Genomic DNA, 25,128 nt, shown 5'->3' with positions numbered 1-25,128 from the left:
TTAGGATTAAGGTCACTCATAAATGAGCCATGAGTGACCGCAAAAAATGGAGAGGTTATGAAAAAAATCATCATGGCATGGCTTGCCGCCAGTGCGCTGCTTGGTGCCGTCACACTGGGTACAGTGCAACTAGCACAGGCAGAAGAAACCGCCAATATGCCCAGCCACAGTAATATCGGCGGTATTGGCGGTGTGGCATCGTTACGGGGTTTAAGCGAAATTGAAACCACGCGCCCAGCTGATGACTTTAAGCGTTTTCCTAAAGATCATCATTTAGAGACCAGCTATGTGTATCAACCGCCTTTGGTGCCACACACTATTCGCAACTATGAAGTGTCGTTAAACGCCAACAAGTGTTTGTCGTGTCATAGTTGGAAAAACGCCAAAGACATGGGTGCCACTAAAATTAGCGTGACGCATTATGTGAATCGCCAAGAACAAGTGCTGTCCGATGTGTCGCCGCGCCGATACTTTTGTTTGCAGTGTCATGTGCCGCAAGCGGATGCCCAGCCTTTGGTTGATAGCACCTTCCTAAGCGTTGATTCACTGCGTAAATAACACGCACTCAAAGAGTAGAGCGATGAAACTATTAAAGAGATTTTGGCGGCGTTTATCCACGCCCAGTAAAGCTGCAGCAGGCGTTATCTTGTTGATGGGCTTTATCGGTGGCTTACTGTTTTGGGGTGCCTTTAACACCGGCATGGAAGCCACCAATACCGAGCAGTTTTGCTCCAGTTGTCACGCGCCCATCGTTAAAGAGATCCGTGAAACCATTCACTACTCTAACCGCTCTGGTGTGCGGGCCATTTGTTCCGATTGCCACGTACCACATGGTTGGACCGATAAAATCGTGCGTAAGGTGCAGGCTTCTAAAGAGTTAGCTTTTCACTTTTTAGGCACCATAGACACGGACGAAAAGTTTAAAGAGCGTCGTGGTCACTTAGCCCATCGCGAGTGGCAGCGCATGAAAGAAAATAACTCACAAGAGTGCCGTAACTGTCATCAATTCGACTATATGGACTTCTCCGAGCAAGGCCCCCGCGCCGTGCGCCAACACTCCACCGCACTGGCTGCAGGAGATAAAACCTGTGTGGATTGCCATAAAGGTATCGCCCACAAACTGCCGGACATGAGAGACGTAGTTGGTTGGCAATAAGCAGGTTGGCAATAAGCGCCTGAACGAGAGCAAGAGGAGCAACGAATGAGCACTTTAGAATACGTTATTTGGCATATTTTAGGTTACGCCGCCATGCCGTTCATTATCTTAGGTGGCTTTATGGCCGTGGCTGTCGTGTGCATCAGCATTTTAGCCATGACCAAAGACAAGCAACTGGATTAACAGCAAGAGCGGGCAGGGCAACCTTCCCGCTTTTTTATTTTTGTAGGTAAACGCTTGCTCTCGCATTCCGCCGCGGGTAACGGTTTAAACTATCGACACCGACACCAAATCCCTTTTTCGCCACGGAATACACGGAAGAACACGGAACAATAGAGATCAGATCTGAAAAGGATCTTTAATGGTAAGGGCTAAAACAAAGCTTTAAGCCGTCAGCTGTACGCTATAAGTTAAATATAAGCCCTCGATCCTGTGACCTTTGTAGGCTGCCGCTTTAGCTGGCAGTCTTGCTCTGGCATTTCGCCGCGGGTAACGGTTTAAACTATCGACACCGACACCAAATCCCTTTTTCGCCACGGAATACACGGAATACACGGAAGAACACGGAAAAATAGAGATCAGATCTGAAAAGGATCTTTAATGGTAAGTTCTGAGGCTAGACCCAAGCAAAAGTGATAGGCGACATAAAGACTTAATATGCGGGCGGGTTTGGATGTTTAGCTTGGTGCTGGGCGCTATCTGCCATGATCACTTAATATTTTCCATCGTTGCTAAGCTTGTGTCAGCAGAACACTTCTCTAAGTTGAGGACGAAATGATGACCACTCATATCGAAATTAAACACCATGGGGCCGTGCTCGGCGTCACCGGCTCTTGTCATGAGTTACGAGTAGGGGAATCTTCAATACTGATTGATTGCGGCTTGTTTCAGGGCACCGACTTTCGTGAAGACTTGGATATAGACTTTGAAATTGAGCACATTCGCGCCCTCGTGGTCACCCACGTGCACGTGGATCACGTAGGGCGCATTCCTTATTTGTTGATAGCCGGCTTTAAAGGCCCCATTTTTTGCACCGAGCCCTCGGCGGAGCTGTTGCCCGCCATGCTGGAAGATGCGCTTAAGTTTAATGAGAAGTACAGCAAGCAGCAGGGTAAGCAAATATTAAAGCAAATGGAGCGCCAACTGCGCCCATTGCCGTTTGAACAGTGGCAGTCGCTGCTTGGCACCGATATTAAGTTTAGATTTCAACACGCAGGGCATATATTGGGCTCGGCCTATGTGGAGTGTGAGGCAGCAGGCGAGCGGGTCATCTTTAGTGGCGACCTAGGTGCGCCAAATTCACCGCTGCTCATTGAAACCACGCCGCCAACACAGTGCGATGTGTTGGTGCTAGAAAGTACCTATGGTGATAAAGATCATGAAAGCCGTGTTGATCGGCGTTTGCGCTTAAAGTCACTGGTAGAGCAGGCATTTATGGATGGCGGCTTGGTATTAATCCCCGCCTTTAGTTTGGGCCGTACCCAAGATTTACTGTATGAGCTAGAAGGCATTATTCATGAATTTGGCCAAGACCATGCGGCCCCCAATGTACCTTGGAATAAGCTAGAAATTATCCTCGACTCGCCGCTGGGAGCCAAGATTACCGAGCTGTATCGCAGTTTAAAATCGTACTGGAATCAAGAAGCTCAAGACTTACTAAAACAAGGCCGTCACCCACTAACCTTTGATCAGTTAACGATTATCGACAGTCATGAAGATCACTTGATTTGCCTTGAAAGCCTCGTTAAATCCGACAAACCGGCCATCGTGATTGCCGGCTCCGGCATGTGCGCCGGTGGGCGCGTGGTGAATTATTTAAAAGAGCTATTAGCCGATCCACACAACGACGTTATCTTTGTTGGCTTTCAGGCCGAAGACACGCCTGGGCGCGTTATCGTCCAAAACGGCCCGCGCTTTGGTGAGGACGATCCTACTGACGAACCAGACGAATACGCGTGGGTAGAGTTAGACGGTGAGCGCTATGAAATTAACGCCCAAATTCACAAGCTCAACGGCTACTCGGCTCACGGCGGACAAACCGATTTAATCAACTTCGCTCTGGCGCTAGGTCCACCACCCAGAGAAATCCGCTTAGTACACGGCGAAACTGCGGCCAAGCTGGTTTTACAAGCCAAGCTGCAAGCACTGCTGCCCACTGTAGATGTGGTGATACCACTAATGGAAGACGCAGGCTAAAATAACCCATATCGCTTAACCAAAAAATAAAACCCTCCCATGCACAGCGTGGGAGGGTTTTTAGTAATGAATCAATAGGGAGTTTGTTAATTACAGTCTGTAATTTTTTCTGGTGTAGAAGACTTTATAACTGAGACTAGGTTAGCTCTATCGCTTTCGTGATAACCCTTTTTTCTTGTCGTCAGTTGATAGTTTGATATTTCTATAGTGGCCGAGCCTTCAAATCCGCAAGAGTCAGCTTGAAGTTCGAGAGGGAAGCCAAAAGCCTTAGCAACACTTTTCATATCATTGAAGCAAAACCAGCGAGTAGAACCAGAAATTGGATCATACGGTAACAAAAGGGCAGATCGTGCAGATGGAGAGAAGCAGATTTCCTCTCCTCCGATAATACCTACCGTATGATTGTCAATTTTATAGTCATACTCCCCAGACACAGTGAGTGTTGAAGCTTGCACCGATGTTATAGACATCACAAAAATGGCAGCCGCCAGAATTAGCTTATGCATAATATTTCCCTGTTAGTGTTTTTTAGTCCGTATTTTTATACGCATTATTTATGTAGTTATAATTCTGGGCATCAAGATATCACTATTTAATTAATTGACTAGCATTATTATTTAACAGTCTCTTATTTAAGCTTGAGGTTAAAGTTAACATTTGAGCCGTTCGACAACCATTTTAAGTGAGCCCTGTAAGCCTAATTGTCTAAAAATCTGGCCACTTGTAAAATACCAAGCCTGTAGCGTCGAGAACTTTGTATGGCGGTCATCAGTCTTGACGCTAAGGTATGCTTACCTCTGATTGTCCCAACTACTGAGTTGGCATCAGGGTAATTTCGCGTATATCGCATCTGGGATTGGCAGAAATGGCATACACCACCGCCTCCGCGACATCGCTTGGGTCTAACTTGTCCGGTTTGGCTTCGTCAAAAAAGGGCGTGTTGACCATGCCGGGGCAGATAGTGGTGCAGCGACCATTCCATTCCGCCATTTCAGCCGCTAAATTTTGGCCAAATCCGTAAGCAAACCATTTGGTGGCCCCATACACCGAGCCTTTCAGGGTTTTCTTGCCGGCAGTGGAGCTGGTAATAATGAAGTGGCCTTGGGTTTCTTTTAATGCGGGCAAGCAGGCTTTGGCAGTAAACAATAACGCATTGATATTCACATCCAGCATGGTTTTCCACTCACTTGGCTCACCATTTTCGATGCCTGGTGTATTTACACCCGTGCCCGCATTGGCGAACACTACGTCAATTCTGCCAAATTTTTCTTTCGCTTTTTCAACCACATTCTGAATTTGGTCCAGCTTTGATACGTCTGCCGTTACCGCTAACACCTTGTCTTCACCCCAACGCTTCACTATTTTATTGAGTTTGTCGGTGCTTCTCGCCGTGATCACTACCTTGTGTCCCGCTTCAATGACCTTATCCACGGTAGCCGCCCCTATGCCGCTAGAGGCACCGGTGATCAGTACGATTTTTTCATTTTTCATGATGTTTATCCTTTTCGTTAAGCGATGTTTAGCTCGTGAACGTGAGCGCGATAAGCCTGTCATTTTTCTCTCACTACAGGGTAGTAGAGTGATCTAATATCAACAGGGGAGCGTTTCCTCTTTCATGCTGACACCACAAGCCGGAGTAATGATGAAAACTAAAATTATATTAGCGCTGACCACGGTCGCTTTTGCACTCACAGCTCATGCCGCTCAAGACCCTGTACCTGAGATTATTTTTGTACCCGATAATGCTCAAGTGGTGGAAGCCGAAAACAAATGGTTTGGTGGCTTTGAACTGGAAGCCAACATATCAGGCAGCACGCTGTTGGATATCAGTGAACAGGCGAAAGCCTTTTACACCGATAAGGGCTTTGAACTGAGCCAGGAACAAGCCGATGACGACGACATTGAGCTGCTGTTCGTTAAAGAGCAAGAGAGTGTTGAAGTCGATATCGAGTTAGAGCATAACGACATTATCGAATACAGCGTCGATTACGAAACTAAATAACGGCGGCTTAGCCGTGGATAATGCAACGGCGGTAGCAACGACGAGAGTGTAGGGCGGCAAGAAAAAGGGTTAGCGAAAGCTAACCCTTTTTTGTGCTTAAATTTTATCTATTAGCCATAAGCTTAGTGTTAGTTAAGCTGGCGCGAGTTAGACCGGATAGCGGGCGATTACCGCTAAATCGTGGCCGCCTGGAATGTCCTGTTTACGCACCGCCATTACCTTGGCACCGGTGCGTAAAGCACGACAGGTGATTTCATCCACCACACCATAATTCATGGCATCGCTTTCGCTATCAAACATCACTTCACCGGTTTCATCGTCAACAAAGCCATCGACCACGCCGTCAATATCCACCAACAGCCGTTCTATACCGCCGAAGGTGGCGAGTCGTGCCGCACTGGAAATATCCGTGGTGGTGCGACTTTGGCCCGTGCGCTCTTCAAACAAGTGATGGAAGTCGGCAATAATACTGGCGTAATGGGCGTCAAGTATTGGGCGGGCCGCCGTTGCCAAGTTAGCTTCGTTTAAGTGTTCAGGATTACCGGCAATCATGTCTGGTAATACGGCAGTCGAACTGAGTGAACGAAACAAAGACGCTAACGGTTGGGTGGAAGCCAGCAGCAGCGGGTTATTGCTGTGCATCAGTATTGGCCTAAGTGCGGCATTGATTTTACGCACATAGTTGGTCAAATACGCTTTATGGCCTTGCCCCGCAGAGCGGTGGCCACTGCCTTTAAAGTCTTTGTCGACCAGCTTATTAGTGGCATCTGCCGCATCTGTGGGCATATTAGGTACGTCAATCACGCGGGGGGGCGAGTTAGGAGAGATCTCAATCAGTCGTACGGCATTTTCTGAAAGCGCTAAAATATGCGCCGCGTGGCTAAAGGTAATCGCCCGCAGCAGCGGTTTTAGATGGAAGCGATCGGACACTTCAACAATATCGGTCAGCTTGTTCGCCAAACGGAAGGTACGCAGTGACTCCGGTGTGGCCAAAATCGCCAAACTGTTGGCCTGATGATCCCAAAATTCCTGATCCGCTAACAAGTCATCAAATTGATCTTGTAATGCTTGAATATGTTGTCGTTTATCGAAGCCAGTTTTTTCAAGTTGGCTAATGGCCTTCTTGAATAAGCTATTAAGCTGAGTACGAGTCTGCTTGCTCTCTCGGCCAAGTGGCGAGGTTGGCAAGTAGATTGAGATACAGGCATCGGAGCGCGTTAGGTTAAGATCACCGATTTCATCAGTACTAGGCATGTCCACGTAATACATTCAAAGCCCCTTGTAAGTCCAAGTTCTCGATTACCGAACATAGCACATGGAACAGCGAAATAAGCACCTGCACCGAGCAGAATCGCCACCGATCACCAGACTGAGAACCAGATCGCTTTATCGGAATTATTCTTATTAAATTTCAGCTTACTCAGTGAACTTACCACGGTTTTGCATTGTCCTATACGGGCTGTCCAACAAGCCCTCTAAGTAGGCCTAGTTGGCTATTATTGAGAAGGCACTTGTTTGTTGAGCTACGTATTTGTAGAGCTAACTGTTTATAAAATGCGAGGGAACAGATCATGAGCATAAAAAAAACGGCATCAGCACACTGGGAAGGCGATCTTAAAAAAGGCAAAGGTACTATCTCGACCCAGAGCGGCGCGTTGAAAGAAAATCCTTACGGTTTCAATACCCGTTTTGAAGACCAACGCGGCACTAACCCAGAAGAGTTGATTGGCGCAGCCCACGCCGGCTGCTTCTCGATGGCATTTTCTATGCTGCTGGGCCAAGAAAACTTCACTCCAGACAGCATCGACACCAAAGCTACAGTAACCCTAGAAGAGCAAAGCGACGGTTTTGCGGTAACGGCCGTACATCTAGCAATGACCGCCCGCATTCCCGGTATCAGCCAAGCCAAGTTCGATGAAATAGCCGGCAAAGCCAAAGTCGGCTGCCCCATCTCCAAGCTACTTAATGCCGAGATTACATTAGACGCCAAGCTGCAGAGCTAACGCGGAAAGGGCGCCTCGATGAGGCACCCTTTTGATTCTTCTAGCATGAGTGGCTTGTTAGCTTTATATCAATGGCGGATGAAGGTCTACTCCGCCGACACGCTCTGTAATTTGCCACTCACCACTTTAGCTAGCTGCAAACATTCACTGGATGTTCGGTCAAGCTAAAGTCGTTCGTCTCTCAAGACAAGCTCGCCCCATTTACGCTCAGCACATAACATCCGACCGCCAAGGATGGCGGGAGTGCCGAAATGGCAGGAGCACTTTTCGACCATGTCATGTGATGGTCGGCGGAGCAGATCCCTTCATCCGCCCCTACGTTGCGGAGTCGCCTATAGGTGACGTTAAGCAGCAATTTAGTGTCCAAAAACAGTACAAGATCCGGAAGCAAGCCGGATGATTTATCTATCATCACAGCAGCAGTAATTTACATGGGTGTCTTGTTAGCGCTATATCTCCTAGAGCGTATAACGCCGCCATCAACTGCGTAGCAGCCTAGCGCGATTTCTTGCGGCACGCAGAAAGCGTGATAGGTTGCAGAGTCAGATTGCATGGCCTTGTTAGCACTATTCCTACTCATTGTGAGTTCTGAATATTGAATCTGCGAGCCTTGTACCCGTTGACACTAATTTTGATAGTACCCTCAACTGCTCTTTACATGAGCTTTTTTCAGTAGGGTGAGGATAATTTATTGTATGGTCAATTTCGCCCCAAATTTCCTCGAATAAAGTTCTAACCTGAATCTCACAGCATATATTAGAATCCTCTTTTGGCTTAACTACATAATGAATACTTGTGTAATAGGAGTCTTTAACTTTTGATTCAAGCCCCAGCTGCTTAAAGAAGCTACTCGATTCTGGATCCCATGAATACGCAACTGGATTCTCGCGTAAAAACCAATCGCCGTTATCAAGTTGTTTTTGTATAAGATTATGTATATGTGAAAACTGATCTTGGTAAAGATGAAGAACTCTAACCCCTGCCAAATCTGTAACTTTTTCAAAAAGATTATCAGGTGTCAAAGGATCCTCTTCATCCCACTTTCTTTCAATCTTGCCCCTTAAATGATCTACGTCTTTAAGGCGATTTTTTATGGTATAAATTATGGGGTTTCCATACTTATTTAGTTCTGGCTCTAGTCGAAAAGTATCGACTACCGCATTCATAAAACGCTCGAACAGGTGCTTTTCATCAATATAAGGTTGGATAACTTTGTCAATAACTTCCTTATTCATAGATTACCCCAGCAAATCAATTCGTGATAAAAGATCTTCACAAAATTTGAAATAGCTATCTTTTGTCTCTCTATATTTATTACTAGATCCTCGCAAAGTATTCTGATGCTCTTTTTCAATATCGTTTGAATCTGGCACTCTCCACATTGGTATATTGTAATGCTGAGCCATTGATGGAAATGTATTATGCGTATGCATTACAGATGTTTCTCCAATAGGTTTTGCCATCAATTCATCTGTTAAATGTGATCTCATATCCTCCTGTATGTTTTCTTTAATTGTCACAGGTATTTGATTTGCGTAGTTTAAATGTGCATGAGCTAAATCCCATTTATTATTGGCTCCAGAATATTTCTTTGCGTTATATATTGTGTACCCTAAAAATGTAACGAAATCCTCTGGGAACACATGCCTTTTTTCTTCTGAGATTAGCTTGTAAACAATGTTAAATTCATCTTTCCATGCAGCTAATGCTTTGCCTATATTCTTTATGCCATATAGGCTAAATAAATCTGGTGAAGCTGGTACAAAAAAACCATCGACGGTGGATATTATTACTTTATTTAGAGACCCTAAACTTGGCGAAGTATCAATAATTACATATTCGTAACCATGAGTTTCGGCATATTTTTCTGCCAAAGTTCTAATTCTAGTAATAGTTCTAATTGCAAGGGGCTCACCTCTATAAATGTCAGTCCAGCGGCTAGCTACTTTTTCCTCGTATAAATGCAGGGTCAACCTACCAGGTATAATGTCTAAATTTTTTGTAAGAGTAGCTGGAGGAGGCAGTCGATCATGATCACCAGTACCTTCTTCGGTGGGTTTAAGTAAAAAATGGAGACTACGGGGAGTCGATGTTATTTTTTCATATTCATCAGCACTACATTTGTTTTTTGAAGACTCATAGCCTTCATCAATAAATGGATCCTCGACAGCCCACAGATCATGTATATACTCCTGACCCAAAGAATAAATTGTTAAATTACATTGCGGGTCAGCATCAATCACTAGTACTTTCTTACCCATTTCAGCAAGAGCATGTGCAACATGGTAAGTTAACGTCGTTTTCCCCACACCTCCCTTGTTATTGAAAACCGATATTACTTTCATTCTTTTTTCCTTTGTGTTTTAAAAAATTCATTATTTAAAATCTAAGTAAGATTTTCACTGAGTAACTCGGGTGCTAACAGCTTAATATTGCGCATGCGCGTTTTTGTGCATCGTATTTTTCATCGTTACCTCTGATAAGAGGCTGTTTTATTGTGATATTTTTAATATTGTTGTCACTTATCACGACGTTCTAAACGCGCATGCTCGAATTGTCCGTTGCTGATGCTTATTTTCTTCACCTACCTGACTTTTAACACTCTGATTTTCATCGATTTTATTTTATCCTTCGGATCAATCCGAGCATGACAGTTGTACATTTTTAGCATGCCTATGTTTAACAGAGTGCTGTTTATAGGGCGACTCTTGAAGAGCGAGACTCTTTTAATCGAGAATATTTGAGGCCAGATCATCAACATTACTGTAACTGAACTCATACGAAGCTGCCGCATTATAGACAAAGTGAGACGCAATTTGAAAGAGAAGCTGCAGCTTATACTCGGGAGTAGGATTTACTCCCACAGGCCACGCCGCAATTGGCGGGGAGGGCAAAGGGATCTGCGTAGCCGACCATCACATTACAGGGAAGTAATGTGCTGAGCGTCACAGGGATTGTGCTTGAGCGAGTCGGCGTAGTAGCCCCTTTGCACGCTAGCTAACATCTGATCGGAAGCAATGGTTTTAGTCGATTATTGCTCAAACATAAAATCACCTGCGCGTAAGCGAATGCTTCTTAGATTTTCATCCATCAATGAACTCCATTTTCCGCTATAATGCCGCTTCATTTTTTTAGCCTAGCCAAAAGCTGCTTCGTCGTTTTCGACCTAAGGGCGGCCTTGAGCTATTGGCTTGCTCAGTATTTTTTGAGCTTCAGCATTAGATTTTAAGTGAGATTTCAACATGATCGGATTTGACTACGGTACTTCAAACTGCGCGGTGGGCGTGATGGAAAACGGCGCGCCGCAGCTGTTGGCGTTGGGCGAGCATGGCCGTTACATCTCGTCCACCTTGTATGCACCGAGTCGAGACGTGATTGTTAACTGGTTACACAAAAAACTGCCTTTGGCTGAGCAACCAGCGTTTCAAAGCCAGCGCACGCGTCAGCTGCAAAAAGGGCAGGGCGCATTGCGCGAGCTGGTGTTAGACGGCTATCCCACCGAATTGTCGTTTGGCCAACAAGCGCTAAAAGATTACCTGCAAGAGCCAGACGAAGGCTATTACATCAAATCCCCTAAGTCGTTTTTGGGTGCTACCGGTTTACTGCCACAACAAGCAGAACTATTTGAAGACATAGTAGCGGCCATGATGAGCAATATTAAAACGCTGACCGAGGCGCGCTTAGGCAGAAGCGTCAACCAAACCGTGATTGGTCGGCCGATTAACTTTCAGGGTTTGCGTGGTGAGGAAAGCAATCGCCAGGCCATTGAAATATTAACCAATGCGGCAAAGCGCGTGGGCTTTAAAGATGTAGAGTTTCAATTTGAACCGGTGGCTGCCGGCTTTGAGTATGAAGCCAGCCTAAGCACAGAGACCAAAGTGTTAGTGGTCGATATTGGCGGCGGTACTACCGACTGCTCAATGCTACTGATGGGCCCCAAACAAGCGGCCTCCCATGACAGAACTGCCGACTTACTCAGCCACAGCGGTGAGCGGGTGGGCGGTAATGACTTTGATATCGCCTTTGCCCTAAAAGGCATAATGCCGAGCTTTGGCTTAGACAGCATGTTGAAAATCGGTAAGCCCATTCCTGCCAACAGCTTTTGGCAGGCAATGTCGATTAACAACATTCATAATCAAACCGAGTTTTATAGCGCCGCCAATGCGCGATTTTTAGAACAGCTGGTTCGTGATGCTGAACAGCCTGAATTACTAAAACGCTTATTAACCGTGCAGAAAAACAAGCTTAGCTATCGGGTAGTGAACGCCGCCGAGCAAAGCAAAATCGGCTTAACGGACAGCACAGAGCAGTTGGTGAATTTATCCGATATCGATAAAGGCTTGAGCTTAAATCTGGACAGAGAAGGTTTTGCCAAGGCTTGTAACCGCGAGCTAAGTGCCATTACCGCGTTAATGACCGATGCCATTGCCCAAGCATGCTGCGAGCCAGACGTGGTGTTTGTGACTGGCGGTACCGCTAAATCTCCGGTATTAAATGAGTTTTTACGCCAGCAGTTTCAACATACGCCCATCGTTATCGGCGACCACTTCGGCAGCGTAACCGCAGGCCTAACCCGCTGGGCGAACAAGATTTACTCTTAAGTGATGTGAGGAGTGAGGCGTAAAGAGTGAAGCGTAAAATCTTACACTTTAAGGACTAAAAGCTATCTGGCAACGGAATCCACTGAATCCACGGAAAAATAGGGAGCAGATCTGAAAAGATAATTAATGGTAAGGTCTAAACACCCCGTAGGCAGTAGGGGAGCTCTTACCATTTAATATGTTAGTCCCTTGTCGCACATGACCTCTTCCGTGAGTTCAGAACTTTTTCTGTGGGTGAAATAGTCTTAGTCAGTGGCTTTGGATCTTAGTGACTAAAACCTACCTGCCACGCTTATTTGTTGTGGGAGTCACGGAAAAGTGAAGGAAAAACAGGTCTCTTCGGGAGCGGTAAGTTTGAAGCTGTAAGCCATAAGTTGAAAAAATGGAATGGCCCGACTAAAGTAGACACCAGTTTAAGCAGCATTAAGTTGCTGCACATATGCGTTGGGGGTTAATCCTCCCAGCGCAGTGTGTTGTCTTACTTTGTGGTAATACTGCGTGATGTAGAAGTGTATTTCTTCTGCCATCTCTTTACGAGTTAACAGCCCTAAACGGCGGGTCCATTCCTTTTTCAGTAAAGCAAAAAAGCTTTCTGAACACGCATTATCCCAGCAGTTTCCCCGGCGAGACATGCTGATAGTCACTTTACGTTTATTCAACCACGTCATGGTCGCCATACAATGATATTGGCTGCCCTGGTCTGAGTGGAACATCAGCTCACGGCCATCAGGCTTCTGCTTCTTCCAAGCCTGCTTTAAGGCCTTAATCACTAATTCAGCACTATTAACCGGCCCTTGAGCCTTGCCCACTATCTGTCTGGTAGCAAGATCGATTATTACGGCCAGATAGAGCCAGCCTTCTTCACAGCGTATTTGAGTTATATCTGACACCCAAACACGGTTCTCTTCTGCAACCGTAAACTGCCGGTTTAACAGATTCGGCGTCGCAGTGATGCCTGGCTTATGTTTACGATGCCCAGGCTTAGGCGCAACACAAGAACGATAGCCCACACTCTGTAATAGGCGTTGCACTTGATTCTTACCACAAGCAAAGCCTTGGTCAACCGCTTCGCGCCACAATTTCCGATAACCCGCAATACCATGTTGCTGTTCAGCTTCAGCCAATAAAAAGGCGAGCAGACTGCGATGACGCTCCGCCTGAACCGAAGGCTCTCGTTGGCGCTGCTTCCAACAATAAAAACCCGCACGAGATACCTGGAGTACGCGACACATCACCAGTACCGTCCAGCTCATGCTGCGATACCGGTCGATGAAGGCAAATTTTATCGCCGTGTCTTGGTAGCGTACTCTTCCAGCTTTTTTAAGATATCGAGCTCCAGTTCAGCGCGCTCTAGCTTTTTCTTAAGACGCTTATTCTCTTGCTCTAACTGACGCAGGCTTTTATCTGGCCCTTCATTTTTAACGGGCTTATCCTGTTTCGAATCTGATTTGTCCATTATCCACTCTCGACGCCAACGGCTTAATACGTTCGGATGCACCCCCAGCTCACTGGAGATTTCAGCTAATGTTTTAGGTGATGAAACAGAGAGTTTAACGGCTTCCCGCTTAAATTCATTACTAAATTTACGTTTGGTTTGGTATTGCATTCACTTCCTCACTCTGAAGAAGTGTCTACTTATTCGGGGTCATTCCAAAAGACCAACCGGAGACGCCTAAATACGCCCAAGGACGGTGTCTGTCTTTAGCTGATAGCTGGCGGCTAACAGCCTTGTTTTAGCTCTTACTATAAAATATCTTTGGCTCTTTTCGCACATGAACTACGCCCGTGCGTTCCGTGGCAAATAGTTTTAGTTACTTGCTCTAGCTTGGCGCTGTATTTTCGCCTCACGCTGCAGTTAGTCTTTCTTCACCCACTCGGGCTTTCTTCTGGTTAGCACTAAAAAATAGATGGCGCCGGCGATCACGGCTATGGTTCCCCAGCCTAAGGCTTGGTTATGAGAAAAACTCACACCCACTCCCATGGCCATAGCGCCGCCCATAATCACGATTAAGGCGTAGTCGGTACTGGCGCGTTCTTGCTGGGCACCACACTTAGTACATTCCACTGCGCCAGCCAGCACTTTCTTATCACAAAACGGGCAGGTCTCTTTCACAATTACATTCCTATTAAAATTTAATATAAGGGGGTAAACATAGCGTTAAGCCGTCAACTAATTGCAACTCTGGCTCTTAGCCGTTTTACCGGTACCTCGCACTTAGGACGAAAACGAAAAGCGAGATCCTGATTTTTATCAGGAAGACGGCATAAATATAAAATACAGTTCTTCACGCCTTACCGTACGTTACCCCATATTCAGGGCTAGGGCTTCGGGATAGCCGCGCTCAAACGCCAGATCGATGGCCAGTGCTTCTACCTGCTTGGCGCTGTGTTGGCGGGTGTTCGCCAGTTGTGGCGAGAGGCGTGGTGTCAGATCTATCTCTTCGCTCACTTGCTCTAGGCAGTTCCACTTCAACCAACCTAGGCTGGCTAATTGCGCCACTATGCGGTCTGCAGCAGTCAGGGCCGATGAGGCTTTGACTATTTCTACTCGCGCATAGTGCGCACCTTCAAAGGACACATCGGCGGCGCGAAGAGACGGATCTGAGCCTGGAATTTGCTGGGCACCGAATAGTGGCTTGCCGCCCACGGTGGCGCTGGTAAAGGCGGGTAGTATGCGGGCCATGTGATCGATAGCGCCTTGGGTGCGGGCGGTCACATCTTCGCTCTGCCAGCCTTGGTCAATTTGTGTTTGATAAGGCTGCGGCAATTGCGGCTGGGCACTTAAAGCGCTGCTGGCCACTAAGCCGTTTTTAAACAGCGTGATGTTGTCGGTCATGCCGTGCAATTGAAATACGCCATTGGGGTAGGGCGTTAACTGCGCCATGCCTTTGGGCGTGCCGCGCTCGCCGTGAAAAATCACCTCAGGCCAAATGCCCTCGGTTTGCCAATGGGCCACATAAGCGGCCTTGTATTCCACTAAGCGCTGGCGACGGTAACCCGCCATATCATCTACAAGGCCGGTACGAAAGCCGCAGGCGTTAACTAAGAAATCCACTTTGTGGGTTTGAGTCGAGTCGGCCGTGCTGGCATTAGCGGTGCTAGTCGTATTAATCAGCCAGCCATCGGGCAATTGCTCAAGTTCAGTGGCGCGGGTGTTCAGCAGTAACTGGCAATGGGGTGAATCTTGTAGCGCCAGCGTGGCGGTGGCCGCCATGCGAAACAGGCTCCAGCCGTATTCTTGCACCAAGATCAGCGGAAACTTTAAGGAGTCGGGATTAAGATTGTGCGCCAATGGGATCAACCAATCATCGTGGCTTTGGGCTTTTTTGGGTAATGGCTTTTCGGCCAGCGCTACAAACTGCTCGCGGGTGTAACAGCGATAGTAATCATCTGGCTCACCCAATACCTTGTTGGCCGGATCCATGGTGACTAAGCGCTGATACTCTTTGGCTACTTGCTTGAGTCGCGGTAAGAGCGCATTAGCATCGCCGCCATCTGAAGTCGGAATAGCAATCACAGTCGGGCGGCGATTAATGCTGTGCGGATAGGCACGCACCGAGTCAATGGATTGGCGCAGTAAGGTTAAGCACTGAATATCGCTGATTTCGCGATACAGATTGCCGCCCGCATGCAGGTGACAAATGGGCGGGCCATTGAGCAAGCCGTTTGATGCTTCAATCAGCAGCGTATTAATGCCTAAATCAGCGAGGCGCAGTGCTACCGTAGCACCGGCTACGCCGCCCCCTAAAATACCGACGGTAAGGGGGCGTTGTATGGCGGCATGACAAGGGTGTGTGTTCATTTATTCTCAAGAAAGCGGTCAAAGTAAAACGCCGCCGCCCCACAATTGCGGGCAGCGGGCGATAAATATGTCCCGTCCTTGGGAGCTAAAACACGGCAGTACGCCATAAGCCATCCGTTCAAGATAAAAGCCAAGGCTTAAGACTATTTAGCAACGGAATCCACGCCTCTTTATTTATGAGAAGCACGGAAAAATAGGGATCAAATCTGAATAGATATTTAATGGTAAGACCTAAGACAAAGCTTTAAGCCATCAGCGGTAGCACGTGGTTTTAAGTCCGTTCTTACCAATAAAATATTTTGGCCCTTTTCGATCTTATCCCAGCTTAATTTTTCCGCGCCTTCTGTGTTCTTCCGTTGCAAAAATGCTCTGTCTTTTTAACTCGCCGTTTGGTGTTTACTTAGCTCGGTTAATAAGTCGTTGATCAGCGCGAGTCTGGCGGCGGCGTCGTGGCTGGGTATGGCGAAGCGTAGCTTAGTTGGCCCTTCCATTTTGTAGATGCGCGGTTGGCTTTGCAAGAGGCCGACTAAGAACATGGGGTCGATGGGCGCGTCTTGGGCAAATGTTATGTTGCCGCCATTGGCGCTGGCGTCGATCTTATCTATGCCTAACGGATTGGCTTTTAGCTTTAGGCTGGCCAGTGCCACCAAGTTTTTGGTGGGCTCCGGTAATAAACCAAAGCGGTCAATCAGCTCTACTTGTAACTCGCGAAGCTGCACATCATCTTCGGCGGTGGCAATGCGTTTATACATGGATAAGCGCATGTTTACATCGGGAATATAATCGTCTGGTAAGAGTGCCGGTACCCGCAGTTCAATCTCGGTTTGGGTGCGCAGCAGTTGATCCAGTGCTGGCTCTTTGCCGGACTGCAGGGCTTTTACTGCTTGCTCAAGCATTTCCATATACAGGCTAAAGCCGATGGTGGTGATCTGGCCACTTTGCTCAGCACCCAGCAGTTCGCCGGCACCGCGAATTTCAAGGTCATGAGTGGCCAGTGCAAAACCGGCACCTAAGTCCTCTAGTGCTGAAATGGCCTCAAGGCGCTTTTTGGCATCCGTGGTCATGCGCTTAGGATCTGGCGTCATCAAATAGGCATAGGCCTGATGATGGGAGCGACCTACGCGGCCACGCAATTGGTGCAATTGCGCTAGGCCGAGTTTATCTGCGCGGTCCATGATAATGGTGTTGGCAGTGGGCACGTCGATACCGGTTTCAATAATGGTGGAGCACAATAATACGTTGTAGCGCTGATGGTAAAAGTCGGTCATCACTCGCTCTAGCTCGCGCTCTCGCATTTGGCCGTGGGCCACGGCAATGCGCGCTTCTGGCACAAGAGTAGCCAGTGTTTCGGCGGTATTCTCGATGGTTTGCACGTCGTTGTACAGGTAATACACCTGACCGCCACGCTTGAGCTCACGCAAGATGGCTTCACGGATGGTGGCGGGATCTGACTCTCGCACAAAGGTTTTTACCGCTAAGCGCTTGGCCGGGGGCGTGGCGATAATCGACAAGTCGCGCATGCCGCCCATGGCCATGTTTAAGGTGCGCGGAATAGGCGTGGCGGTGAGCGTAAGAATGTCCACGTCAGCGCGCAAGGCTTTGATCTGATCTTTTTGGCGCACCCCAAAGCGGTGCTCTTCATCCACCACCAATAAGCCTAAGTCTTTAAAGCGAATATCTTTGCTTAATAACTTATGAGTCCCGATCACAATATCTAGGGTACCGTCTTCCATGCCGGCCAAGACTTTCTCTTGCTCTTTGCCGGTTTTAAAGCGGCTGATCATCTCGATGCGCACCGGCCAGTTGGCAAATCTGTCTCTAAAATTGTCGTAATGCTGTTGCGCCAGCAAGGTAGTCGGCACTAATACCGCCACTTGCTTGCCGTCGTGCACTGCCACAAAGGCGGCGCGCATCGCCACTTCGGTTTTACCAAAGCCTACGTCACCACACACTAAGCGGTCCATGGCTTTGGGCTGAGTCATGTCGGTGAGCACGGCGTTAATGGCCATTAGCTGATCGTCGGTTTCTTCAAACGGGAAGGAGTCCGAGAATTGGCGATAGGCTACTTTGTCGTGACTCATGGCTTGGCCTGGTTGTGCGGCGCGGCGCGCGTACACATCCAGTAATTCCACGGCTACGTCTCGCACTTTTTCCGCGGCTTTGCGTTTGGCTTTGGCCCAAGTCTCGTTACCCAGCTTATTTAAGGTGGGGTCATCGGCACCGCTGTAGCGGCCCACTAAATGCAGCGCGGTCACCGGCACATACAGCTTGTCGCCGCCGGCGTATTCCAGCGTTAGGTATTCCGACTTTAAGCCGCCGGCATCCAGCGTTTGCAGGCCGGTGTAGCGGCCCACGCCGTGATCCAAATGCACCACCGGCTGGCCAATGGATAGCTCGGCCAGATTACGAATCAGCGTATCTGGGCTTAGGCTCTTGGACTTTTCACGGCGGCGGCGCTGAATCACGCGCCCACCCAGTAAGTCGCCTTCGCAAATCAGCGCTATGCTATTTTTCGCGGCTTTGGCACTCAGGATAAAACCTTGGGACAGTGGGCCGACTAAGAGCCCGATGGCATCTTTCCCCTCGGCAAATTCGCTAAGGCTGTTATAAGGCCAAGGCTTAATGGCGGAGCCTGCAAATAGCTCAATTAAAGCTTCACGTCTACCGGCCGTTTCGACCGAAAATAACACCCGGCCTTTAAAATCTTTGCAAAACGACAGCAACCGACTTAAAGGTTCGCTTTTTTGATGCTCAACTTCTAATTCTGGCAGCGGGCTAATGGGGGCATTGAGCCGGTCGCCTTTTTCTAATACTGGCGTTTGGTTAAGTTGTAATTGCGGCCAGTGATTAAGCTCGGCCAATACCGCATTCGGTTGCAGATACAGCTCATCCGGTGGCAGCAGGGGGCGCATAGTGTCGTAGCGACGCTCTTCATAGCGAGTTTGCACATCTTGCCAAAAGGTATCGGCGCTCGTAGATAGCTCGCCCACGGTGAGCACTAATAACGACTCAGGCAGTGAGTCAAACAAGGTTTGAGTGTGCTCAAAAAACAGTGGGAAATAATGCTCAATACCCGCCGGAAACTGGCTTTGACTGACTCTGTGATACAAAGACTCAGGCTCGTTGCGCAGCGCAAAGCGCTCGCGATAATTACCGCGAAAGCGCTCTATGGCCGGTGCATCGGTAGGGAATTCTCGCGCCGGTAACAGGCGCACTGAGCTTACGGTGTCACGAGAGCGCTGGGTGTCTGGGTCAAAGGGGCGCAGGGTGTCAATTTCATCATCGAAAAAGTCGATACGAAAAGGCTCGCGAGAACCCATCGGATACAAGTCGAGCAGGGCACCGCGCGCCGCATATTCGCCGTGGGTCAGCACTTGATCCACGGCTCGATAGCCGGCGCGCTCTAAACGTGAGCGCAGGCCATGCATATCTAATTTATCGCCGGTTTTTAATAACAGGCTGTTTTGCTCTAACCAGTCCCGCGGCGGGGTGCGCAGCATGAGCGTAGTAATGGGTACGATCAGCACGCCACGCTTAAGGGTCGGCACGCCGTATAAGGTTTCTAGCCGCTGGGAAATAATATCTTGATGAGGCGAAAACTGATCGTAGGGCAGGGTTTCCCAATCTGGGAACAGCTGCACCGGCAATGGCTGCTTTTGACTTTCGTCTTGTTTCAACAAGTGCCGCACTTCTTGTTCTAAACGCAGTGCGGTGGGCGTGTCCGGCACCACCAACAGCACCAGTTGTTGCTCGCGGATCACCTGTTGGGCGATGGCGAGACTTAAGCTGCTGCCAAGCAGTTGCCCAAGGCTGGCTTTAGGTCTGGGCGTGGGGCTAGCTATCTGGATCATTATGTTGTGGGGCCGTCTTGTTGGGCGCGGCGTTCGGCGCGGGCTTTAAGTTGCTTGGCCTGTAATTGCAGGCTGGCACGAATAAGGGCGTCGCGGTCTTGCTCGCGAATGGCGGTAAAGTCACAGCGATAGTGGTGAGGCTCTTGAGCCTCTTGCTGCGCCTTAATCTGACCATAACCGTATACGGACACCGATAGCTCGGGTAAAAACAGCTTAAAGCGTAAAATGCTGTCGTTTGCCCAGTGAGTAGGTGAGATAAAAGTAAAACCGCCGCCGCCTAAGGTTAAGGTATGATGGCGCTCAGCAGGGTCGTCTTCGCTGGCTAATACATAGCTGAGCACTAAATCGATCTTACGTGATTGCGAGTTAATGATCTCGACCAAATCGCCGGCATGTTCGTCTAAGTTGCGTAACATGCGGGCATTATTGGTATCGATGCGGGTAACTTCACTGATAAGCTTGAATGGCGCCGGAATTTGGGCCTCCAAGGTGTCGACGTTGGGCACGGTTTCGCCATCCGCCAGTGGGCACAAGTTAACTTGTGCTCGGTAGTCGATGCTGAAATAAGGGTCTGCCATCATTCGCTGCTCTTGTTGCGCCATTCACATACCTTTATTATTCCGCAACTTGCGGGTTAGGTAAAACTCTTTAAAAAACGGATGATTAGACCATGTTTCAACCCCTGACGTTAATGTTGGGCTTACGCTATGCAGGCGCACGAGGCCAACGTAGCTTCGCGTCCTTCGTATCTGGCTTTTCGACCATCGGCATTTTGCTCGGTGTGGCCGCACTGATTGTGGTGTCGGCGGTGATGAACGGCTTTGAACAACAGCTTAAAGACCGGCTGTTAAGCGTGATCCCCCATGCCCTAGTGACCGATGCGCAAGGCAAACTGGCGGATCCCGCGCAATACCAAACGCTGTTTGCTGACAATAAAACCGTGCTAGCGAGCGCGCCCTTTATTCGCGCCGAAGCCATGGTGCAGGGGCCGCGCCATTTAACGGGCGTGGAGATGTATGGCATAGACCCCGCTAATGGGCAAGACAGCATCTTACAAACCCTTGATCCGCGCACCCGTGAATACTTTGAATATTTGCCCTATGGATTAGTGATGGGGGCGGGCGTGGCCTATTCATTAGGTGTTGAAGCGGGCGATCAGGTGCGCGTGACTGTGACTGAGGGCAGCCGTTTTACGCCGCTGGGGCGCGTGCCCAGCCAGCGCTTGTTTACCGTGGTGGGTACTTTTAGCACCGGCACCGATGTAGACAACCAGCTGATCATTACTCGTTTAGCAGATGCCAACCGTTTATTGCGCTACGCACCCAATCAAGCATCAGGCTTGCGCTTGTGGTTAGACGACCCCTTTGCGTTATCGGCCTTGCCAGCGCTGCCCGATGGGCTTGAATATGAAACCTGGCAGCACAGCCGTGGCGAGTTATTTCAAGCGGTAGCCATGGAAAAACGCTTAATGAGCCTAATGCTGGCGCTGATCGTATTGGTGGCAGCCTTTAATATTTTGTCGGCCATGGTGATGGTGGTGACCGATAAAGAAGCGGAAATCGCCATGCTGCAAACGTTAGGCATGAGTCGCGAGCGCATTATGACGGTGTTTATGATCCAAGGCGGCTTTAGTGGCGTGCTGGGCAGCCTATTGGGCTTTGGCTTGGGCGTGTTGGTGAGCCTCAATTTAGATGCGGTGCTCAATGTGCTGGGCATTAATTTTTACGGTGCCGCCGGAGGCAGCCAGCTACCGGTGCTGTTATTGCCGACTCAGCTGATAACCGTCTTATTTTCTACTTTAATTCTTTGCGTGTTGGCCAGCCTGTATCCGGCGTGGCGAGCATCACGCGTTCATCCTGCCGAGGCGTTGCGTTATGAATAACCCCCTATTAGTGGTTGAAAATTTAACCAAAACTCATGTAGACGGCGCCGAGCCCATCACCATTCTAGATGGCGTGAGCTTGCAGCTAGCCAAAGGCGAAAGCTTAGCCGTGGTCGGCAGCTCGGGCTCAGGTAAGAGTACCTTATTGCATTTGCTGGGCAGTTTAGACGCGCCTACTAGCGGGCGAGTATTGATTGACGGTGATGATCTGCACCAGATGCGATCGCGTGCTCAAGCGCGGTTTCGTAATCAGCACATGGGCTTTATCTATCAGTTTCATCATCTGTTAGGCGAATTTAGCGCGCTTGAAAACGCCGCCATGCCGCTGTTGATTGCCGGCCGCCCGGTATCTGAAGCCAAAGCAGAAGCGGAAAAGCTATTGAAGCGCGTGGGTTTAGGCCATCGTCTTGAGCACAGGCCCTCTGCGTTATCCGGCGGTGAGCGCCAACGGGTAGCCATTGCCCGTGCCTTGGTGAATAAGCCGCGCTTGGTATTAGCGGATGAGCCCACCGGTAACCTGGATGCCCACAGTGCCTCTGAGGTGTTTGCTTTATTAGCTGAGCTGCAAAGCGAGCTGGGCACTGGCTTAGTGGTAGTGACTCATGACTTGGGCTTGGCGGCGCGTTTAGATCGCCAATGTCAGCTGATAGACGGTCGCTTGGTCGATGGCCAGTTAGTGGACGGGCGCTGGGCGAATGAAGGCTTGTTGCGCACTAAAGACCAATTGGTGGTGGCTAAACTGATTTCACAGCAGGAGCAAGCTTAATGTTTCGTCCGTTAAGTGTGTTTTGGGGCTGGCGATTTAGCCGTGCCAAACGCCGCAATCGCTTTATCTCCTTTATCTCGGTGGCGTCCATCTTGGGCATTGCTATCGGGGTTAGCGCGCTGATCTTAGGCTTGTCGGCCATGAATGGCTTTGAGCGCGAGCTGGAAAATCGCATTCTTTCGGTGATCCCCCACGGCCAGTTGGTCACGGCCAAGGAGCCGGTGGCCGAGTGGCAGCCCATTGCCGAGCAGCTCAATAATGAGCCAGGCATAGTGGCGGTGTCGCCGTTTGTGCCGCTAGAGGGCTTATTAAGCCGCGGTGCCAAGCTTAAAGCGGTGCGCATTCAAGGGGTAGATCCCACGCTTGAAGCGCAAGTTTCCACTTTGGCGCCTTATTTAGATGGCGCCAGCTTAACCGTGCTGAAGCCCGGCGAGCGCGGCTTGGTGCTGGGTAAAACCATTGTCGACCAATTAGGGCTCAAGGTCGGCGATGCGGTGTCGTTATTGCTGCCAGCTCCCGGTGGTGATGGTTTTGCCTCACCCAAGCGCCACAGCTTTACCCTGCAAGCGGTGCTGAGTTTAGGCGGCCAGCTGGACAGCGTGCTGGGTTATACCCATCTACAAGATGCCCAACAATTGCTGGAGCTGGATGATGCGGTGATGGGCTTTCATATTCGGGTAGATGAAGTATTAGCGGCGGATAAAATCACCATGTATGCGGCCATGGGCCTGCCAGTGGCGTTTTATGTGAGCAGCTGGATGGAAAGCCAAGGCAATATTTATCACGATATTCAGCTGGTGCGCACCTTGATGATAGTGGTGTTGCTGCTGGTGATGGCGGTGGCCAGTTTTAATATCGTCTCCACCTTGGTGATGGCGGTTAACGAGAAGAAGGGCGACATTGCCATCTTAAAAACCATGGGCGCGGGACCCTGGCAAATTCGGGGCGCTTTTGTGGTGCAAGGCATGCTCAACGGTATTACCGGCGTGCTGCTCGGCGGGCTGGTGGGCTTATTGCTTGCCACGCGGCTATCGGAAATCGTCGGCGGAATTGAGAAAATAACGGGGCATAGATTCTTAAACCCAGATATCTATTTTATCGATTTTATCCCTACCGAGTTTCACTGGGCAGATTTATGGCTGGTAACAGGCTCGGCCTTGACGCTGATTTTTATCGCCACTATTTATCCCGCTTGGCGCGCCGGTAAGCTGCTACCAAGGCAACTGCTGGGAGAAGCTTAAGACACAGCGCCGAGCGTTAAGCTGTCAGCCATCAGAAAGACATAAGAATAAATCAGTGCCAAGTTAAATCAAAAAAGCCCCATTCCGAGAATGGGGCTTTTTTATGGCTAAATGATTTACGCCTGCGGCATAATGCGAGAACAAGTGTTCGCCTACAAAAACACCACCTTACGTTGTAGGTGCTGTATTTGGTTTTGACCTTGTAGCTGCCAATTTATTCGGCAGGGTTTTGCTTTTGAATAAAATTATCTTGTTACCAATAAGGCCAAATCCCGCCGAATACTCTTTACATAAAACAGGGGGTACAGAAGCAGTATCTTGTCTAATTTTCATCAGGAAGACGGCATAAGGGCGAGATCCTGACGTGCGTCAGGAAGACGGCACAAACACAAAACATCGCTCTCTGCTGTCATACTGAGCCTGCCCCGGTATCTCGCTCTTGGTCTTAAAACAAAACCCAGATCCTGATTTTCATCAGGATGACGGCATAAGGGCGAGATCCTGACGTGCGTCAGGAAGGCGGCAGAAACACAAAACACCGCCCTTTGTTTGGCTCTGTGCCCTTAGCCGTTATCCTGAACTCGTTTCAGGATCTCGCTCTTTCTTTAGCTCGGCGCTGTATTTATCTTCTTCTCGCTTGCCAAGCGCGGATGATTTTGCAGCGCCAGTAGAGGCGGGTGAGTAACCAACCGGCCAGTGCGGAGATCACGGCCAGTGTGAAGGCGCCGGTCAGTAGCGGTGGGGCTATGCCCCAAAAATCATGTTCTAACAAATTTGTAAAATCGCGCACCGGTAAGCCCAGCATACGCACACCTAATTGATAAGCGCCGTACATCATGGGCGCTATGGTGAGCGGGTTGCTGAGCCACACCACGGCAATGGCGAGCGGCAGATAACCACGCAGCGCTAATGCCAAGCCAATGGCGATAAAAGAGTGCAACGGCAGGGGGAGCCACACGGCAAATAAGCCAGCCGCCATGGCAATGGCTGAAGAATGGCGGTTGTGATGCCAATAGTCGGGCTCCAGCAGCCGTTCTCCAAATAGTCCGAGCAGCTTATTGTTACGCAAGCTTGCTTGGCTGGGCATTTTGGATCTGAGCCATTTACCTAACATTATTGGCGAGACCTTCTGCGTTTCCAGCGTTTAGCGATATTCCAGCGCCACAAACCGTGGATCACCATGTAGCCGATAGCGGCACTCACTACCGCCATCACCAAACAGCCCAATAAAAATGGCGGTGCCACAGAGGTCATGGCATTGCTGAGCCAGGCGAGGCTGAGTTCAAAGTGTTTATAGTGATGGGGGCGGTTAAGTAAAAATGAGCCAAGGCGATAAGCGAAATAAAACATCGGGCCCATGGTCAAGGGGTTGGTCAGCCACACCAAAGCCGCAGAGAGCGGCAAATTGACCCTAAAGAACATGGCCAGCATGGCCGCCACGACCATTTGAAATGGGATCGGCATCCAAGCACAAAACAGCCCCACGGCAAAAGCGCCGGCGGCTGAGTGTCGATTAAGGTGCCATAAGTTATTGTCGTGAAGCCGACTCCCTAACAACCCTAAATGTTTATTATTTTTAATGGTGCCCGGATCTGGCATCAGGCGTTTTAACAGCTTTTTTGGCATTT

Annotated in this window: 22 protein-coding genes; 10 read left to right on the top strand and 12 right to left on the bottom strand. The window is 49.1% G+C overall.

Features of this window, described 5'->3' with window-relative positions:
* Window positions 1-57: 57 nt before the first annotated feature.
* The 4 genes from CBP31_RS02170 to CBP31_RS02155 all read left to right on the top strand — a co-directional run bounded on the left by CBP31_RS02170 (window position 58) and on the right by CBP31_RS02155 (window position 3,352).
* On the top strand, window positions 58-558 hold the full coding sequence (locus CBP31_RS02170; RefSeq protein ID WP_087034665.1) for a nitrate reductase cytochrome c-type subunit: 501 nt from the start codon (window positions 58-60) through the stop codon (window positions 556-558).
* Between the two features lie 22 nt (window positions 559-580).
* The gene (locus CBP31_RS02165) at window positions 581-1,156 is read left to right on the top strand and encodes a NapC/NirT family cytochrome c (RefSeq protein WP_087034664.1); all 576 of its coding nucleotides are present in this window, start codon (window positions 581-583) and stop codon (window positions 1,154-1,156) included.
* 45 nt (window positions 1,157-1,201) lie between these two features.
* Window positions 1,202-1,339, top strand: coding sequence for a TIGR02808 family protein (locus CBP31_RS02160; protein WP_087034663.1), 138 nt, complete (start codon window positions 1,202-1,204; stop codon window positions 1,337-1,339).
* 591 nt (window positions 1,340-1,930) lie between these two features.
* Window positions 1,931-3,352: an MBL fold metallo-hydrolase gene (locus tag CBP31_RS02155; RefSeq protein ID WP_227875108.1), complete on the top strand. Its 1,422-nt coding sequence runs from the start codon at window positions 1,931-1,933 to the stop codon at window positions 3,350-3,352.
* A gap of 86 nt (window positions 3,353-3,438) precedes the next feature.
* Here the strand turns inward: CBP31_RS02155 and CBP31_RS02150 are convergent, their stop codons facing one another.
* Both CBP31_RS02150 and CBP31_RS02145 read right to left on the bottom strand, forming a co-directional pair.
* Window positions 3,439-3,858, bottom strand: a complete 420-nt coding sequence (locus tag CBP31_RS02150) for a hypothetical protein (RefSeq protein WP_087034661.1) — start codon at window positions 3,856-3,858, stop codon at window positions 3,439-3,441.
* A 304-nt stretch (window positions 3,859-4,162) separates the two neighbouring features.
* Entirely contained in the window at window positions 4,163-4,843 is a 681-nt protein-coding gene (locus CBP31_RS02145) for an SDR family oxidoreductase (protein WP_087034660.1), read from the bottom strand.
* Window positions 4,844-4,991: 148 nt separating this feature from the next.
* Here CBP31_RS02145 and CBP31_RS02140 point away from each other — a divergent pair, with 148 nt between their 5' ends.
* The gene (locus tag CBP31_RS02140; RefSeq protein ID WP_151898774.1) at window positions 4,992-5,354 is read left to right on the top strand and encodes a hypothetical protein; all 363 of its coding nucleotides are present in this window, start codon (window positions 4,992-4,994) and stop codon (window positions 5,352-5,354) included.
* A gap of 147 nt (window positions 5,355-5,501) precedes the next feature.
* Here the strand turns inward: CBP31_RS02140 and CBP31_RS02135 are convergent, their stop codons facing one another.
* Window positions 5,502-6,623 carry a baeRF11 domain-containing protein gene (locus CBP31_RS02135; protein WP_087034658.1) on the bottom strand — a complete coding sequence of 374 codons (1,122 nt, stop codon included), beginning with the start codon at window positions 6,621-6,623 and terminating at the stop codon, window positions 5,502-5,504.
* 302 nt (window positions 6,624-6,925) lie between these two features.
* Here CBP31_RS02135 and CBP31_RS02130 point away from each other — a divergent pair, with 302 nt between their 5' ends.
* Window positions 6,926-7,357, top strand: coding sequence for an OsmC family protein (locus tag CBP31_RS02130; RefSeq protein WP_087034657.1), 432 nt, complete (start codon window positions 6,926-6,928; stop codon window positions 7,355-7,357).
* 572 nt (window positions 7,358-7,929) lie between these two features.
* Here the strand turns inward: CBP31_RS02130 and CBP31_RS02125 are convergent.
* Window positions 7,930-8,592, bottom strand: a complete 663-nt coding sequence (locus CBP31_RS02125) for a RelA/SpoT domain-containing protein (RefSeq protein WP_087034656.1) — start codon at window positions 8,590-8,592, stop codon at window positions 7,930-7,932.
* Between the two features lie 3 nt (window positions 8,593-8,595).
* A complete protein-coding gene (locus CBP31_RS02120) occupies window positions 8,596-9,702 on the bottom strand; it encodes a ParA family protein (protein ID WP_087034655.1) in 1,107 nt (368 codons plus the stop codon).
* 897 nt (window positions 9,703-10,599) lie between these two features.
* On the opposite strand from CBP31_RS02120, the gene yegD reads away from it, so the two are divergent.
* On the top strand, window positions 10,600-11,958 hold the full coding sequence (yegD, locus tag CBP31_RS02115) for a molecular chaperone (RefSeq protein WP_087034654.1): 1,359 nt from the start codon (window positions 10,600-10,602) through the stop codon (window positions 11,956-11,958).
* 413 nt (window positions 11,959-12,371) lie between these two features.
* Here yegD and CBP31_RS02110 read toward each other — a convergent pair.
* From CBP31_RS02110 to CBP31_RS02090, 5 genes are all read right to left on the bottom strand, one after another.
* Window positions 12,372-13,564 (bottom strand): IS3 family transposase gene (locus tag CBP31_RS02110; RefSeq protein ID WP_087034653.1). Its coding sequence is split into 2 segments (ribosomal slippage): window positions 12,372-13,267 and window positions 13,267-13,564, totalling 1,194 coding nucleotides; the frame shifts between segments, so codons are not numbered across the junction.
* 249 nt (window positions 13,565-13,813) lie between these two features.
* Complete coding sequence (locus CBP31_RS02105; RefSeq protein ID WP_087034652.1) at window positions 13,814-14,071, bottom strand: hypothetical protein; 258 nt, start codon at window positions 14,069-14,071, stop codon at window positions 13,814-13,816.
* A 189-nt stretch (window positions 14,072-14,260) separates the two neighbouring features.
* Complete coding sequence (locus tag CBP31_RS02100; RefSeq protein ID WP_087034651.1) at window positions 14,261-15,760, bottom strand: FAD-dependent oxidoreductase; 1,500 nt, start codon at window positions 15,758-15,760, stop codon at window positions 14,261-14,263.
* Window positions 15,761-16,137: 377 nt separating this feature from the next.
* The gene (gene mfd, locus CBP31_RS02095) at window positions 16,138-19,611 is read right to left on the bottom strand and encodes a transcription-repair coupling factor (protein ID WP_087034650.1); all 3,474 of its coding nucleotides are present in this window, start codon (window positions 19,609-19,611) and stop codon (window positions 16,138-16,140) included.
* On the bottom strand, window positions 19,611-20,213 hold the full coding sequence (locus tag CBP31_RS02090; RefSeq protein WP_227875107.1) for a PilZ domain-containing protein: 603 nt from the start codon (window positions 20,211-20,213) through the stop codon (window positions 19,611-19,613). The genes mfd and CBP31_RS02090 overlap by 1 nt, the downstream gene beginning before the upstream one ends.
* 68 nt (window positions 20,214-20,281) lie before the next feature.
* Here CBP31_RS02090 and CBP31_RS02085 point away from each other — a divergent pair, with 68 nt between their 5' ends.
* The 3 genes from CBP31_RS02085 to lolE are packed head-to-tail and all read left to right on the top strand — an operon-like array spanning window position 20,282 to window position 23,500.
* The gene (locus CBP31_RS02085; RefSeq protein WP_087034649.1) at window positions 20,282-21,493 is read left to right on the top strand and encodes a lipoprotein-releasing ABC transporter permease subunit; all 1,212 of its coding nucleotides are present in this window, start codon (window positions 20,282-20,284) and stop codon (window positions 21,491-21,493) included.
* Window positions 21,486-22,259 (top strand): lipoprotein-releasing ABC transporter ATP-binding protein LolD, encoded by a 774-nt coding sequence (gene lolD, locus CBP31_RS02080; protein ID WP_087034648.1) that lies wholly within the window; start codon window positions 21,486-21,488, stop codon window positions 22,257-22,259. The genes CBP31_RS02085 and lolD overlap by 8 nt, the downstream gene beginning before the upstream one ends.
* On the top strand, window positions 22,259-23,500 hold the full coding sequence (lolE, locus tag CBP31_RS02075; RefSeq protein ID WP_087034647.1) for a lipoprotein-releasing ABC transporter permease subunit LolE: 1,242 nt from the start codon (window positions 22,259-22,261) through the stop codon (window positions 23,498-23,500). Before lolD ends, lolE begins: the two co-directional genes overlap by 1 nt.
* Window positions 23,501-24,122: 622 nt before the next feature.
* On the opposite strand, the gene CBP31_RS02070 is transcribed toward lolE, so the two are convergent.
* Together CBP31_RS02070 and CBP31_RS02065 are read right to left on the bottom strand one after the other, a co-directional pair.
* Window positions 24,123-24,614: a DUF2062 domain-containing protein gene (locus CBP31_RS02070; RefSeq protein ID WP_227875106.1), complete on the bottom strand. Its 492-nt coding sequence runs from the start codon at window positions 24,612-24,614 to the stop codon at window positions 24,123-24,125.
* Complete coding sequence (locus tag CBP31_RS02065; RefSeq protein WP_087034646.1) at window positions 24,614-25,126, bottom strand: DUF2062 domain-containing protein; 513 nt, start codon at window positions 25,124-25,126, stop codon at window positions 24,614-24,616. The genes CBP31_RS02070 and CBP31_RS02065 overlap by 1 nt, the downstream gene beginning before the upstream one ends.
* Window positions 25,127-25,128 lie beyond the last annotated feature (2 nt).

Source organism: Oceanisphaera profunda, from assembly GCF_002157895.1.
GTDB classification, from domain to species: domain Bacteria; phylum Pseudomonadota; class Gammaproteobacteria; order Enterobacterales; family Aeromonadaceae; genus Oceanimonas; species Oceanimonas profunda.
The sequence above is the reverse complement of the archived record's forward strand: the minus strand, read 5'-3'. Positions and strand labels throughout refer to the sequence as shown.

Excerpts from the sequence above, each read along its gene's own strand:
- CBP31_RS02155 (WP_227875108.1), top strand. The coding sequence starts at position 1,931 with ATGATGACCACTCATATCGAAATTAAACACCATGGGGCCGTGCTCGGC.
- CBP31_RS02125 (WP_087034656.1), bottom strand. The coding sequence starts at position 8,592 with ATGAATAAGGAAGTTATTGACAAAGTTATCCAACCTTATATTGATGAA.
- CBP31_RS02085 (WP_087034649.1), top strand. The coding sequence starts at position 20,282 with ATGTTTCAACCCCTGACGTTAATGTTGGGCTTACGCTATGCAGGCGCA.
- CBP31_RS02065 (WP_087034646.1), bottom strand. The coding sequence starts at position 25,126 with ATGCCAAAAAAGCTGTTAAAACGCCTGATGCCAGATCCGGGCACCATT.
- CBP31_RS02145 (WP_087034660.1), bottom strand. The coding sequence starts at position 4,843 with ATGAAAAATGAAAAAATCGTACTGATCACCGGTGCCTCTAGCGGCATA.
- CBP31_RS02100 (WP_087034651.1), bottom strand. The coding sequence starts at position 15,760 with ATGAACACACACCCTTGTCATGCCGCCATACAACGCCCCCTTACCGTC.
- CBP31_RS02135 (WP_087034658.1), bottom strand. The coding sequence starts at position 6,623 with ATGTATTACGTGGACATGCCTAGTACTGATGAAATCGGTGATCTTAAC.
- CBP31_RS02170 (WP_087034665.1), top strand. The coding sequence starts at position 58 with ATGAAAAAAATCATCATGGCATGGCTTGCCGCCAGTGCGCTGCTTGGT.
- CBP31_RS02090 (WP_227875107.1), bottom strand. The coding sequence starts at position 20,213 with ATGGCGCAACAAGAGCAGCGAATGATGGCAGACCCTTATTTCAGCATC.
- CBP31_RS02165 (WP_087034664.1), top strand. The coding sequence starts at position 581 with ATGAAACTATTAAAGAGATTTTGGCGGCGTTTATCCACGCCCAGTAAA.
- yegD (WP_087034654.1), top strand. The coding sequence starts at position 10,600 with ATGATCGGATTTGACTACGGTACTTCAAACTGCGCGGTGGGCGTGATG.
- CBP31_RS02070 (WP_227875106.1), bottom strand. The coding sequence starts at position 24,614 with ATGTTAGGTAAATGGCTCAGATCCAAAATGCCCAGCCAAGCAAGCTTG.
- CBP31_RS02160 (WP_087034663.1), top strand. The coding sequence starts at position 1,202 with ATGAGCACTTTAGAATACGTTATTTGGCATATTTTAGGTTACGCCGCC.
- lolD (WP_087034648.1), top strand. The coding sequence starts at position 21,486 with ATGAATAACCCCCTATTAGTGGTTGAAAATTTAACCAAAACTCATGTA.
- CBP31_RS02120 (WP_087034655.1), bottom strand. The coding sequence starts at position 9,702 with ATGAAAGTAATATCGGTTTTCAATAACAAGGGAGGTGTGGGGAAAACG.
- CBP31_RS02150 (WP_087034661.1), bottom strand. The coding sequence starts at position 3,858 with ATGCATAAGCTAATTCTGGCGGCTGCCATTTTTGTGATGTCTATAACA.
- CBP31_RS02130 (WP_087034657.1), top strand. The coding sequence starts at position 6,926 with ATGAGCATAAAAAAAACGGCATCAGCACACTGGGAAGGCGATCTTAAA.
- mfd (WP_087034650.1), bottom strand. The coding sequence starts at position 19,611 with ATGATCCAGATAGCTAGCCCCACGCCCAGACCTAAAGCCAGCCTTGGG.
- lolE (WP_087034647.1), top strand. The coding sequence starts at position 22,259 with ATGTTTCGTCCGTTAAGTGTGTTTTGGGGCTGGCGATTTAGCCGTGCC.
- CBP31_RS02140 (WP_151898774.1), top strand. The coding sequence starts at position 4,992 with ATGATGAAAACTAAAATTATATTAGCGCTGACCACGGTCGCTTTTGCA.